The organism is Thioclava indica, from assembly GCF_000714545.1.
GTDB lineage: Bacteria > Pseudomonadota > Alphaproteobacteria > Rhodobacterales > Rhodobacteraceae > Thioclava > Thioclava indica.
In genome coordinates this window covers 155,143-168,262 of the sequence record NZ_AUNB01000018.1, presented here as the reverse complement: position 1 = coordinate 168,262, position 13,120 = coordinate 155,143, and the positions used below count along the sequence as shown (strand labels likewise).

The window sequence follows — 13,120 nt, the reverse complement described above, 5'->3', positions numbered from 1 at the left end:
GCGCCTGAATGCGCCCCCTTTGCACGGAAATCCCTTTCCCCTTCCCCTTGGTTCAAATATCTCGGGGGTGCGGGGGCTGGCCCCCGCTTGGCGCAGGAGACAGGCATGATACCGGTTCAGGTCTATAACGGGCAAAAAGTGGCGGTGCTGGGTTTGGGCCGCTCGGGGCTGGCAAGTGCGGCGGCCTTGCGCGCGGGCGGGGCCGAGCCGATCTGCTGGGACGACAGCCCCGAGGGGCGCGCCCGTGCCGAGGCAGCAGGCTTCACCTGCACCGATCTGACCAAACAGGGCGCGTTTGACGATATCGCCGCGCTGATCACCTCGCCCGGCATCCCGCATCTCTATCCCGCGCCCAATCCGGTGATCGCGGCAGCGATGGCGGCGGGCGTTCCGGTCGATAACGACATCGGGCTGTTTTTTGCCTCTTGGGCCACGCCCGAGTGGCAGAATTTCGACATTGCCCCGCGCACGATCTGCGTCACCGGATCGAACGGGAAATCGACCACCACCGCGCTGATCCACCACATCCTGACCCATGCCGGTCGGTCGTCGCAAATGGCGGGCAATATCGGGCGCGGTGTGCTTGATCTTGACCCGCCCGAAGCGGGTGAGGTCGTCGTGCTGGAACTCTCAAGTTATCAAACCGATCTGGCGCGCGCGCTGACCCCAGATATCGCCGTTTTCACCAATCTCTCGCCCGATCATCTGGATCGTCACGGCGGCTTGGGGGGCTATTTTGCCGCCAAACGCCGCCTGTTTTCCGAGGGCGGACCGGACCGCGCTGTGATTGGCGTGGATGAACCTGAGGGCACCTATCTGGCCAACCAGTTGGCCGTGTCGCGCAGCGATGATCGCGTGATCCGGGTGTCGGCTGCGCGCAAGCTGGGCGACTGGGGCTGGTCGGTTTTCGCGCGCAAAGGGTTTCTCAGCGAATGGCGCAAGGGTCGCCAGATTGCCTCGATTGATCTGCGCGAGGTGACGGGCTTGCCGGGCGCGCATAACCACCAAAACGCCTGCGCCGCCTACGCGGCCGTGCGCGCGCTTGGCATCGCCCCGCGCGAGATCGAGGCCGCATTTCACAGCTTTGGCGGGCTGCCCCATCGCAGCCAGACCTTGGCGGAAAAAGCCGGTGTGCGCTACGTCAACGATTCCAAAGCGACCAATGTGGATAGTGCGTCTAAGGCGCTGCAAGCGTTCAAAAATATCCTCTGGATCGCGGGGGGCTTGGGAAAAGAGGGCGGCGTTGCAGGCGTGAAACCGCATCTGGGGACGGTGAAAAAAGCCTATTTCATAGGTCATTCCGCACGCGATTTCGCGCTGGAACTCGCCCCGCTGGACCATGAGATCTGCGAAACGATGGAAGCCGCCGTGGCCGCAGCCGCGCGCGACGCGCAAACTGGCGACACCGTGCTGCTGGCCCCCGCCGCCGCCAGTTTCGACCAATACCCCAATTTCGAAAAACGCGGCGATCATTTCGCCGAATTGGTCGCAGCCCTGCCCGACTAGGCACGGCAGCGACCAACCGATCCTCGTCACTACGACGCGCGCAAACTCGCACGCCATTTGCGCGCAATGCTCAGCAGTGGCGGGACCAGCAGCGCAATGATGATCACCCACATCACCTTGGCGATCTCGCTGTGGAAAAAGATCGTCGGCGAGCCTCTGCCAATGATCATGCCTTGCGAAAATCCGTTCTCTGCGATGGGGCCCAAGATAAGCCCAAGGATCAACCCCTCAAGCGAATAGCCCAGCTTCTTGAGCAGCAAACCGAACGTCGCGAACGCAATCATCAGATAGATATCAAACACCGATGAATTCAGCGCGTAGCAGCCCAGCACCGCAAAAGCCGAGACAATCGGCACCATCACCGAGGGCGGGATCAGCGCGATACGCGCAAGATAGGGTGCAAAGGCCAGCCCGATGATCAGGAAGGTGAAATTGGCCACGAACATCGACAGGATGAACGGATAGGTGCGATCAGCGTGCACGGTGAACAACTCCGGCCCCGGAATCATGCCGTGAATGATGAACGCCCCCATCAGCGCTGCCGCAACCGAATTGCCCGGAATCCCCAGCGTGAGCGTGGGCACAAGCGAGCCACCGACACAGCCGTTATTGCCCGCCTCGGCCGCCGCCACGCCCTCGGGGTTTCCCTTGCCAAACATATGCTTGGCCTTCGAGATTTGCTTGGCGAAATTATACGAGATAAAGGCCGCAATCGTGGCACCCTCGCCCGGCAAAATCCCGATCACCGTGCCCGTGCCTGAGCCAAGCGCCATGTATTTGCCAAGCCCTTTGGGCAGTTTCGCGCGCTTTTGCGAGCCGTTAATCGCCGAGGTGTCAATCGGGGCATGTTCGCGTTGACCGGCCAGTTCCAGCATCTGAAGCATCGAGAAAAGACCGATCAGCGCGGGCATGAAGTTGATCCCGTCGATCAGATCGGTCAGCCCGAACGTGTAGCGCAATCCGCCCGACATGTTGTCGGTGCCAACCACCGCAATGATCATGCCCAAGAACCCCGAAAGCAGCGCCTTGAGCAGCGATGTGTTCTCGTCAACAATCGAGACGATCCCCGCCAGCCCCAACAGCGCCAGCAAGAACGTCTCGGCTGGCCCGAATTCTAGCGCTTGACGTGCCAGCAAAGGGGCAAACATCAGCAGAATGACAATCGAAAACGTCCCGCCCATGAACGACGCGATGACCGAGGTTTTCAGCGCGACGCTGCCCTCGCCACGGCGCGCCATCGGGTAGCCCTCAAGCGCGGTGGCCACGGCGGCGGGCGTGCCCGGCGTATTCAGCAGGATCGCGGGGATAGAGCCGCCATACATCGCGCCGCAATAGATGCCGCCCAGCAACATCAGCCCCAAAGTCGGGTCCATCGTGTAGGTGAACGGCACCAAAAGCCCCACCGCCATCGTCGCGGTCAAGCCCGGCATACCGCCCACGACGACGCCCGCAAATGTGCCCAGAACGATGGTCAGGATCGCGGGCAGCGTGAAAACTTCCGATAGGTATTCCATCAAGGTCGCATTCTTAGAATTGAGGGCCGGGAAGCCTGATACCCAGGACCACGACGAAAATCAGGTAGACCGCAGCCAGCAGACCCAAGGTCGTGCCCGCAATCACAATCGGGTTGCGCTGGCCCAGCATCACCGAGATCACCGGAACAAAGATCGCCGCCGGAATGAAGAAACCAAGCGTGTTGAACGCGACAGCAAAGGCGATCAGCCCTACGATCAGCCCGACAAACCGCCCGACATGCCCGGTCAGCGCAAGCGGCATGGTGCGTCGCTCTTTCCACAGGCTCAGGCCCAGTTGAACCGCGCCCAGCCCGCCAAGGCAGACCGCAAGAAAGCGCACATATTTCGCGGATGTCTTTTGCGCGATGCCGGGATAGCTGGCGGTGCTGATATAAAGCAGCACCGCCAGAACCACGAAACCCGCAAGGACGATCCGATCAACGGTCGTCCGGCTCATTACCACGGCGCCGCGTCGTAAACGGCCTTGACCGAGGTCTCCAGATTTTCGAGATATCTCGTGTAATCCGGCCCGCTCATTGGCAGCAGGTCAATCTTGCTGGCCGCGCATTTCTTCTGGAACTCCGGATCGGCCATAACCGCCGCCAGCATGTCATCCAGCTTGCTCTGAATGGCCGGGTCGATCCCTGCCGGGGCCACAAAACCGCGCGTCGCTGTCATCGTGACGTTAAAGCCCTCTTCCTTGGCCGTGGGAATATCCTCGGCGGAGGCGGCGCGCTTGTCGGTCAGAATCGCGATGATATGGGCATCGCCCGCTTTATGCTGCGCAATCATCTGCGACAGGTTCATGAACGAGGCATCGACATGCCCGCCCAGGATTGCGGCCTTCTGCTCGGTCGAGCCATTGGTCGGCAACAGGTTGAACGTAACCCCCGCCTCTTTCTCAAACGTCTTGGCAGCAAGGAAGTCATCCGAGCCGATACCGTTCACCGCCACCGTCAGATCGCCACCCTTGGCAGCCGCAGCCAGATCGGCCATCGTCTTGATCTTGCTGTCCTTTGGCACGGCCACAATGCCGGGATCTTCCGCGACATTGCCCATCACATGAAAGCTGTCGAGCGTGTATTTCCCGCGTTTGGACACGATATGCGCCACGAGTTGCGGCGTGAAATCCATGCCAATGGTGTATCCGTCGGGCTTGGCGCGCGCGATGGTTTCAAAGCCTTTCTGCCCGCCCGAACCGCCGATATTGTCGATCACGAACTCAAAGCCCGGATATTTGGCTTCTGCCGTTTCTGCAAAGATACGCGCCGTGGTATCGGTCGAGCCCCCGGCCTTTGACGGCACGATGATGGTGATCGGTTGTGACGGATAATCGGCTGCGAACGCCGGTGCGACGCCTCCCAGTGCGAGGGTTATCACACCCGCCAGACCCGTGACGAAAGTTCTCTTTTGCATTGCGGCTCCTCCCAGATACCATTCTTGTCGGTTCCGTGGAACCTTCCAACAAAACAGCCATCTGTCAATCAGATGACATTCGTGTAAAATTTTGATCTGTCACGAAATTGTTCATTCACGATGCGCCATTTGGTGTCCGTCTCAGGGGACGCACACCGCTTAAGTTGTGCATCCGTCATCGCATTCGCGCAGGCGTTGCGATGCCCCGATCCCCGTGCGCGTTCCAGACAGTCTGCACAGCAAGCCATACCAAGCGACGTCACGGGAGCAATCGAGATGCAAACCAACGATTGGCAAACTCTTTTGGAGATTTCCCTGAGGATTGGGCAAAAAATTAGCAGCGACGTCCATCGCTGCTAATCCAAATTTCGCACCACGACGCATGTCCGTTCCATCAGCCATAACCGACAATCGCCCCGGCTCTTTTTCAGCCCGTTGGTCCGATCAAATCGCCTTTTTCAGCGCCTCGATTAGATCGGTCTTTTCCCAGCTAAAGCCGCCATCGGCCTCGGGCGCGCGTCCGAAATGACCGTAGGCTGCCGTGCGCTCATAGATCGGTTTGCACAGATCAAGCGTGTCACGGATGCCCTTGGGCGTGAGGTCCATGATTGCGCTGACCGCGCGTTCGATTTCCTCGTCAGGCACTTGGCCGGTGCCAAACGTATCGGCATAAATCGATAGCGGCTTGGCCACGCCAATCGCGTAAGACACCTGAATAACGCATTTTTTCGCAAGACCTGCCGCGACCACATTTTTCGCCAGATAGCGCGCGGCATAGGCGGCCGAGCGGTCCACCTTGGTCGGGTCTTTGCCCGAAAACGCACCGCCGCCATGGGGCGCGGCACCGCCATAGGTATCGACAATGATCTTGCGCCCCGTGAGGCCCGCATCGCCATCGGGGCCGCCGATGACAAACGTGCCCGTCGGGTTCACCCACCATTCCGTCTCAGCCGAGATCCATCCCTCGGGCAGCACTTCGCGAATATAAGGTTCGACGATGGCACGAATATCATCCGAGGTCTGGTCGGCATCGGAATGCTGGGTCGACAGCACGATCGAGCTGACCCCGACAGGCTTGCCGCCCTCATAGCGCACCGAAAGCTGCGATTTCGCATCGGGGCGCAGCGTCGGCTCGGCCCCCGATTTGCGCGCCTGCGCCAAACGGTGCAAAATCGCGTGACTGTAATGAAGCGGCGCGGGCATGAGGTCGGGCGTCTCATCAGTGGCATAGCCAAACATGATCCCCTGATCGCCTGCCCCGTCCTTGTCCACGCCTTGAGAAATATGCGCCGATTGCGGATGCAGGAAGTTTGCAACCTTCAATGTGGCCCAGTGGAATTCATCTTGCTCATAGCCGATATCCTTGACGCAATCGCGCACGATCTTGTCAATCCCTTCAAGATATTCGGCGAGCTTGGTCTTGTCGCTCAGCCCGACCTCGCCGCCAACAACGACCTGATTGGTTGTGGCAAAGGTCTCACATGCCACGCGGGCATTGGGTTCTTCGTTCAAAAACGCATCGAGAATTGCATCCGAGATCCGGTCACAGACCTTGTCAGGATGCCCTTCCGAGACGGACTCGGAAGTGAAAATATAGCTATCGCGTGTCATGGGACGTGCTCCGTTGTGAATACCCCCGCACCGTCAGGAAGCCGTTGGAGCGGGTCGCGTTTTAGCTAGTGCCGCTTGACCCTGCGGTCAATGACAATGCGTGAAAACAGTAAGGAAACGATAAAGAGTGCGGCAATTAGCGCGATAAACGGCCCATCGCCCAGCTTGGCATAAAGCGTTTTGGGCAGCGAGGGCGGCAGGGTTACATCCAGCACACCCGCTTGATCCATGCCCAGACTGGCCACAATGCGCCCCTTGGCGTCGATCAGTGCACTGACCCCGGTATTGGCGTCGCGTGCCATCGGCAGCCCCTGTTCGATCGTGCGCAGCCGGGCTTGGGCGAGATGCTGATACGGGCCGCTCAGCGTGCCAAACCACGCATCATTTGTGACCTGCAAAATCCAGTCGGGGCGCGAGGGGAAATGCATCAAATCCTGCGGGAAAATCGCCTCATAGCAGATCAGCGGCGCGACCTTGCCCAAAGCGCCAAGATTGAGCAGCTTCTCTCCCGCGCCTGCCGAGTAGCCATTACCCACCTGCGACGCGAAAGCCGTGATCCCAAAGCGTGCCAGAAAGTCACCAAACGGCATATATTCGCCAAACGGCACGAGGTGGGATTTGTCGTAAATATCGCGCACCGCAGCGTCCGGCCCGATCACCGCAAGCGAGTTGTAATAGCGCGTGCCCTGGCTGCGCTGAATGCCCATCGCTATCGGCACACCGCCCGCCGCCTGCGCCGATAGTTCCAGCCCCTGACCGGGGCGATCCAGCAAGAACGGCACCGCGGTTTCGGGCCAGATGATCAGGTCGGGCTTGGGTGTGCCGGGCTTGGGCGCGCTGCTTGTGAGGCGCAGCAACCGATCAAAAAACTTCATCCGGTATTGCGGCAACCACTTAAGATTTTGCGCCGCGTTGGGCTGCACCAGCCGCAGATGGATCGGCTTGGCGCGCGCAGGCACTGGCGCGGCCAGCCGTGCCACCCCGCCAAACCAGATCGCCCCCAGAGAAATCAGTGCCACGCCAAGCAACAGCGCCCCGCGCCCCCCGCGCATCGTCGCCGCCATCGCGGGACTCGCGGCAATCAGCATTGTTATCAGGCTTAGCCCAAGCGGCCCGACAAAGGCCGCTGCCTGCGCGAACGGTGTGCCGATCCAGATATGACCGATCAAGATCCACGGAAACCCGGTAAACACATAGGAGCGCAGCGCATCCGACGCCGCCATGCCCAGTGCAATGCCCAAGGCACGCCGCCCCGACCCCGGCCCAAGCTGCGCACCAAGGCCAAAGCCCAGCGCCCAAAACACGCCCATTCCCGCCGACATCAGGATTAGCGCGAAGGGGGCCATCCAGCCGTAAACCTTGGCCTCGACCATGAACGGCTCGACGATCCAGAACATGCCCGCAAGCGCATAGCCAAAGCCCGCCGCAAAGCCGATCCACGCAACCGAGGCCGCCCAGCGCTGCCCCGAGCCCAGCCAGATCACACCCGCCAACGCAGGCAGCGCGATCCACCACAGGCCCAGCGGCGCTTGCCCAGCCGCGACCAGCACTCCCAGCACCAGCGCACCAAGCAAGGCTTGCCAGCGTGGGCGCAGCGGCGCGCGAAATCCAGCCCGCAGCCCCAAGATCATTCGGCAGCAGCCACGCCGGGCAAACGCACCCGAAGCCGCTTAATCCGGCGCGGATCGGCGTCGATCACCTCGTATTCGACACCGTTCTCGGTCACGACGACCTCACCGCGCGCAGGCACTCGACCCAGATGCATAAACACCAGTCCACCCATGGAATCGATCTCGTCATCGGCCTCGGCATCGGCCAGACGCACCCCTGTCACACTCTCGAATTCATGCACTGGGGCGCGCGCAAGCACGATCCATTGGCCGGGCTTTTCCTCACGCCAATAGCCGTCTTCGGTCTCGTCATGCTCATCCTCGATCTCACCGATCACCTGTTCGATCAGATCCTCAAGCGTGAGCAGCCCGTCAACGCCACCATATTCGTCGATTACCAAGGCCATGTGGATGCGTTGCACCTGCATCTTTTGCAGCAGCACACCAATCGGCATCGAGGGGGGCACGAAAATCAGCGGCCGGATCAGTTTGCGCAGGTTAAACCGCCCATTGCCCGAGCCAAAGCCGTATTCCAGTGCCAGATCCTTAAGGTGCACAAGCCCCAAAGGCGTATCCAGGGTTTCCTTAAATACCGGAAGGCGCGAATAGCCATGCTCGCGGAATTTCTGCACCAGCTCGTCGCGCGTGATCGAGACGGGAACAGCCTCTATCTCGACCTTGGGGATCGCGACATCGCCCACGCGCATGCGGCGCAGGTTGCCAAGCCCCGGCGGCGGCGCAGGCGCAGGCGGTTGCGACTGTTCCATCTGGTGTTCGCCCTCCGAGGAGCGTCCCCCAAACAAGCGGCTAAGCAGCCCGCGCGAAGCGGGCTCGCAAGACTGTCCCGGTTCGGAGTTATCCGAACCCTCAGCAGTGTCTTGCGGATTGGCGCGGTGCCCCGCGTCAGTGACCTGTTCCATCGTCCCTTTCCAAAATCGCGACCTTTGCGGCCTTAGTCTTGCCCATATGGGTTAACAATCCCTTGGCTTTCAAGAAGTCGGATTTCGATTTCTTCCATCAGTTGCGCATCTTGCTCACGAATATGGTCATAACCGAGCAAATGCAGAATAGCGTGAATAATCAGATGCGTCACATGATTTTCAAGGGTCTTGCCCTGATCGGCGGCCTCGCGCGCAGTCGTTTCATAGGCAATCGCAATGTCACCCAGCGCGATTTCGCCGAAAATATCGGGTTGGGGCAGATCCGGCGCGGTGCCGGGGTGTTCGGAACCGCGCTCTTCGGCGGGCCAGCTTAGCACGTTTGTGGCTTGCGGCTTGTCGCGAAAATCGCTGTTTAGCTCGGCAATGCGCGCATCATCACAGGCCAGAATCGACAGCGTGCAAATATCGGGGTCCAACCCACGATCCTTTAGCACCAGCTTGGCCGCGCGCTCGGCCAGCGAGGGCAAATCCAGCGTCTCCCAGCCCGCAGCCTCGATCTCAAGGTCAATGTCCATCCGGCAGCCCCGTAATTGCCAGTTTCGCGCGCTCTTTACCGGCAGCGTCATAGACCAGCACATCGCCCTGATCGCTCACCACCACCGTATAGCCGCGCGCGAATGTCACAGCCTCGGGATGCGCGCCCGCAGGCAGCGTGATCTGGCTTGGCAGTTCGGGCAAGGGGCTGGGTGTTTGCAGACGGATGACAAGCAGCGTTACAATCGCTACAAGCCCCAAAATCATCACGCCCGCCAGCACCGTGACCAGCAACTTCAAAAAGCGCAGATCGGGGGGCAGCGTGAGCGGGACATCATCTTCAGGCAGGTCGGACATGGTAAAAGACATCCTCAACGTCGAGATCGGGCCGGACATGGGTCCGCGCCTTGATAAGGCACTGGCCGCCGCTGTGCCAGAGGAAGCGGCGCTGTCGCGTTCGCGCCTTGCGCGGTTGATCGCAGAAGGGGCCGTGAGCCGTGAGGGCACGCCAATCACCGATCAAAAAGCCAAGGTCAGCGCGGGCGAGATCTATGCCATCGCGCTTGAGCCGCCCAAGGCGGTGGAGACGCTGGCCCAAGACATCCCGCTTGAGGTGCTGTGGGAAGACGCCGATCTGATCGTGGTCAACAAGCCCGCAGGCATGGTCACCCATCCCGCCCCCGGCACGCCCGAGGGCACGCTGGTCAACGCTCTGCTGCATCACTTCGGCGGCAACCTGTCGGGCGTGGGTGGGCAGGCGCGCCCCGGCATCGTGCACCGGATCGACAAGGACACCTCTGGGCTGCTGGTCGTGGCGAAATCCGATCGCGCCCATCACGGGCTGGCCGCGCAGTTTGAGGCCCACACTGTGCATCGCCACTACCTTGCCGTGTGTCACGGCATCCCCGACGCCGCCGATCCGCGCCTGCACGGCACGCGGGGCGTCAGTTTCGAACAGGGCGGGATCTTGAAGATCGCGACGCAACTGGCGCGCCACAAGACCGACCGTCAGAAACAGGCGGTGGTCGCCAATGGCGGGCGGCATGCGGTGACACGGGCGCGCGTGGTTGAGGGCTTTCACGGGGCGGCCGCGCTGATTGATTGCTGGCTGGAAACCGGGCGTACGCATCAGATCCGCGTGCATATGTCTTATGCGGGTCACGGCTTGCTGGGCGATCCGACCTATGGCGGCAAGCGCAAGCTGAGCGAAAAGGCCGTGGGCGTGGATGGGGCCGAGGCCGCGCGCAGCTTCCCGCGCCAGGCGCTGCATGCCGCGACATTGGGCTTTATCCACCCGGTCACCGAGGAAGAGTTGTCGTTCGAAGCCCCCTTGCCCGCCGACATGACCACCCTGATCGAGACCCTGCGCGGGGAAAGCTGATGCTAGAGGCGATCGGCACGCTCAACCTTGCGGTCGCGCTGCATTTACTGGCGCAGCTCGGGGCGGCGATCCGTGTGCTCGCGCGCCCCGACAAGCCCCCGGCGGTGCGCGCAGGTTGGCTGGTGCTGATCTTTTCCGTGCCCGTCGCAGGGGTGATCCTGTATCTTTTGGTGGGCGAAACGCGGCTCAATTTTCGTATCGCACGACGCCAGCGCAAAACGCTGGATGCCCTGCCCCCGCCGCGCGAAATCCCGTTTGAAGTGGTCCCCGAGGCGTGGCGCCCAGCCTTCGCGCGCGCTGCCAGTGTCAACGGCTACGCGATCAGCCGCGCCACACAGCCGCGCCTGCTGGTGCCTGCCGAGACGCAGATCGACGCCCTTCTGGCCGATATCGAGGCCGCGCGCGACTCGGTTCATATCATTAGCTATATCTGGCTGGATGATCCCGTCGGGCGCGCCTTGGCGCAGGCACTTACCCGCGCCGCCAAGCGCGGCATCAAGGTCTGCGTGTTGGTCGACGGGCTTGGCGCGCGCAAATTCATCCGCACGCCGGTTTGGGCCGCAATGCGCGCGGCAGGCGTGCAAACCGGCGTCGCCTTTCCGTTCCACTGGCCGCTGTTCAAACTGGCGACCAGCCGGATCGATCTGCGCAACCACCGCAAACTGGCGGTGATAGACGCGCGCGTGGCCTATATCGGCTCGCGCAACATCGCCGCCCCCGAGTTTGAGATCAAAGCGCGCTTTGCCCCGTGGACCGATACCATGCTACGCCTTGAAGGCCCGGTCGTGGCACAACACGCCCATATCTTTGCCAGCGACTGGATGACCCATACCGGCCACGCGCTGCCCCCCGAGACCGCGCCCGCGCCCCCCGATCCGCCCGGCGCGCCCGCGATCTGCTTTGCCAGCGGGCCGATGCTGGACACCCGTGCGATCCCCGATGTGTTTGGCGCAGCGATTGGCGCTGCAAACACCAGCCTTACCCTTTCGACACCCTATTTCGTGCCCGGCGAGGGGCTGGATGCAGCCTTGCGCGCCGCCGCACGTCGCGGTGTGCATGTGCGTCTGATCGTGCCGCGCCGCAATGACAGCCGCTTTGTCGGCTTTGCCTCGCGCAGCTATTACCCCGCCCTGATCGCTGCCGGGGTCGAGATTTTTGAACATGGCCCCGGCATCCTGCACGCCAAAACGCTGCTGGCGGATGATCACGCGCTGATCCTTGGCTCGGCCAATCTGGACCGGCGCAGCTATGAACTTAATTACGAGGCCTGCATCCTGATGAGCGACCCGGAGCTGGCACGCGATCTAGCCGCCGCGCAAGAGACATGGATCGGCCAATCCATTCACGTGGACCGCCAAAGCCTTGCGGGCTGGTCAGTCTTGCGCCGCCTGATGAACAATCTGATCTCGATCCTCGCGCCGGTCTTGTAACAGACCTCACAAGCGCGTGAGGACGCACAAATCGCGACGGAAACGGCTTCACTCAACGTTTACTCTTTCATGCGACACCGCGTCGCGGCGGCATGATTGAACCAAAACGCCCCGCGCTGCGTTGACCTTGAAATGCGTGTTTAAGGCCTCCATATGGGGTGGCCGCCACAGGGAGACATGGGACAGAGATGACCAGTTACACCAACCTTCCCGCCCCCAGCCCCGAGCAGGGGCTTAACCGTTACCTTCAAGAGATCCGGAAATTTCCCCTTCTGGAGCCTGAGCAGGAATATATGTTGGCCAAACGCTGGGTCGACCATCAGGATACCGAGGCCGCGCACCAGATGGTCACAAGCCACCTGCGGCTGGCTGCCAAAATCGCGATGGGCTATCGCGGCTATGGCCTGCCCCAGGCTGAGGTGATCTCCGAGGCCAATGTCGGTCTGATGCAGGCCGTCAAGCGGTTCGATCCTGAAAAAGGGTTCCGTCTGGCGACCTATGCAATGTGGTGGATCCGCGCCGCGATTCAGGAATATATCCTGCGCTCGTGGAGCCTTGTGAAACTGGGCACGACCAGCGCGCAGAAAAAGCTGTTTTTCAACCTGCGCAAGGCGAAGTCGAAAATCGGCGCCTATGAAGAGGGCGATCTGCGCCCCGAAAATGTCGCCCAGATTGCGCATGACCTGAACGTGACCGAGGCCGAGGTGATCTCGATGAACCGTCGCATGGCGGGCGCGGACCCCTCGCTGAACGCGCAGGTCGGGGCGGGCGATGATGGCGGCACCGCGCAATGGCAGGACTGGCTTGAGGATGAAGACGCCAATCAGGCCGAGGCTTATGCCGAAAGCGAAGAGCTGGAAACCCGGCGCGAGATGCTTATGGCGTCGATGGATGTACTCAACGAGCGCGAAAAAGACATCCTGACACAACGCCGTTTGCGCGACGATCCCCTGACGCTTGAAGAGCTGTCGGGCCAATACGACGTCTCACGCGAACGCATCCGTCAAATCGAAGTCCGCGCCTTTGAAAAACTGCAAAAGCGCATGACCGAACTGGCGCGCGATAAAGGCATGAGCGTGCCTGCGTAAGGGATTGCTTGTTTGCGTAACGAGTTTTACCGCCGCTCCCGATTGGGGGCGGCGGTTTTTTTGTTGGGGTGTAGGGGGAGTTGATAGTCGGCCGCTTAGACGATTTTTTCTACAGCTTTGCTGTAGGAATATCTGCTCACAGCCCGAAG

The 13,120-nt window shown here is 61.2% G+C and carries 12 protein-coding genes and 1 riboswitch; of the genes, 4 read left to right on the top strand and 8 right to left on the bottom strand.

Features of this window, described 5'->3' with window-relative positions:
- Positions 1 to 105 precede the first annotated feature (105 nt).
- A complete protein-coding gene (gene murD, locus DT23_RS06925; RefSeq protein WP_038129747.1) occupies positions 106 to 1,506 on the top strand; it encodes a UDP-N-acetylmuramoyl-L-alanine--D-glutamate ligase in 1,401 nt (466 codons plus the stop codon).
- Between the two features lie 29 nt (positions 1,507 to 1,535).
- Here the strand turns inward: murD and DT23_RS06920 are convergent, their stop codons facing one another.
- From DT23_RS06920 to DT23_RS06885, 8 genes are all read right to left on the bottom strand, one after another.
- Positions 1,536 to 3,020 carry a tripartite tricarboxylate transporter permease gene (locus DT23_RS06920; RefSeq protein WP_156023877.1) on the bottom strand — a complete coding sequence of 495 codons (1,485 nt, stop codon included), beginning with the start codon at positions 3,018 to 3,020 and terminating at the stop codon, positions 1,536 to 1,538.
- Positions 3,021 to 3,033: 13 nt separating this feature from the next.
- Positions 3,034 to 3,477, bottom strand: coding sequence for a tripartite tricarboxylate transporter TctB family protein (locus tag DT23_RS06915; RefSeq protein WP_038129744.1), 444 nt, complete (start codon positions 3,475 to 3,477; stop codon positions 3,034 to 3,036).
- Positions 3,477 to 4,436, bottom strand: a complete 960-nt coding sequence (locus DT23_RS06910) for a Bug family tripartite tricarboxylate transporter substrate binding protein (RefSeq protein WP_038129742.1) — start codon at positions 4,434 to 4,436, stop codon at positions 3,477 to 3,479. Before DT23_RS06910 ends, DT23_RS06915 begins: the two co-directional genes overlap by 1 nt.
- Before the next feature lie 444 nt (positions 4,437 to 4,880).
- Positions 4,881 to 6,047, bottom strand: coding sequence for a methionine adenosyltransferase (metK, locus tag DT23_RS06905; RefSeq protein WP_038129741.1), 1,167 nt, complete (start codon positions 6,045 to 6,047; stop codon positions 4,881 to 4,883).
- A gap of 6 nt (positions 6,048 to 6,053) precedes the next feature.
- Positions 6,054 to 6,103, bottom strand: a riboswitch (SAM-SAH riboswitch).
- 9 nt (positions 6,104 to 6,112) lie between these two features.
- Positions 6,113 to 7,678: an apolipoprotein N-acyltransferase gene (lnt, locus tag DT23_RS06900; RefSeq protein WP_051697097.1), complete on the bottom strand. Its 1,566-nt coding sequence runs from the start codon at positions 7,676 to 7,678 to the stop codon at positions 6,113 to 6,115.
- Positions 7,675 to 8,577: a hemolysin family protein gene (locus DT23_RS06895; protein WP_038129739.1), complete on the bottom strand. Its 903-nt coding sequence runs from the start codon at positions 8,575 to 8,577 to the stop codon at positions 7,675 to 7,677. The genes lnt and DT23_RS06895 overlap by 4 nt, the downstream gene beginning before the upstream one ends.
- Before the next feature lie 32 nt (positions 8,578 to 8,609).
- Complete coding sequence (gene ybeY, locus DT23_RS06890) at positions 8,610 to 9,113, bottom strand: rRNA maturation RNase YbeY (RefSeq protein ID WP_038129736.1); 504 nt, start codon at positions 9,111 to 9,113, stop codon at positions 8,610 to 8,612.
- The gene (locus tag DT23_RS06885) at positions 9,103 to 9,429 is read right to left on the bottom strand and encodes a DUF6476 family protein (protein ID WP_038129734.1); all 327 of its coding nucleotides are present in this window, start codon (positions 9,427 to 9,429) and stop codon (positions 9,103 to 9,105) included. The genes ybeY and DT23_RS06885 overlap by 11 nt, the downstream gene beginning before the upstream one ends.
- On the opposite strand from DT23_RS06885, the gene DT23_RS06880 reads away from it, so the two are divergent.
- The 3 genes from DT23_RS06880 to rpoH all read left to right on the top strand — a co-directional run bounded on the left by DT23_RS06880 (position 9,428) and on the right by rpoH (position 12,971).
- Positions 9,428 to 10,453, top strand: coding sequence for an RluA family pseudouridine synthase (locus DT23_RS06880; protein ID WP_038129731.1), 1,026 nt, complete (start codon positions 9,428 to 9,430; stop codon positions 10,451 to 10,453). The genes DT23_RS06885 and DT23_RS06880 overlap by 2 nt on opposite strands.
- A complete protein-coding gene (gene cls / locus DT23_RS06875; RefSeq protein WP_038129729.1) occupies positions 10,453 to 11,883 on the top strand; it encodes a cardiolipin synthase in 1,431 nt (476 codons plus the stop codon). The genes DT23_RS06880 and cls overlap by 1 nt, the downstream gene beginning before the upstream one ends.
- Positions 11,884 to 12,071: 188 nt before the next feature.
- A complete protein-coding gene (rpoH, locus tag DT23_RS06870) occupies positions 12,072 to 12,971 on the top strand; it encodes an RNA polymerase sigma factor RpoH (protein ID WP_038129728.1) in 900 nt (299 codons plus the stop codon).
- Positions 12,972 to 13,120 lie beyond the last annotated feature (149 nt).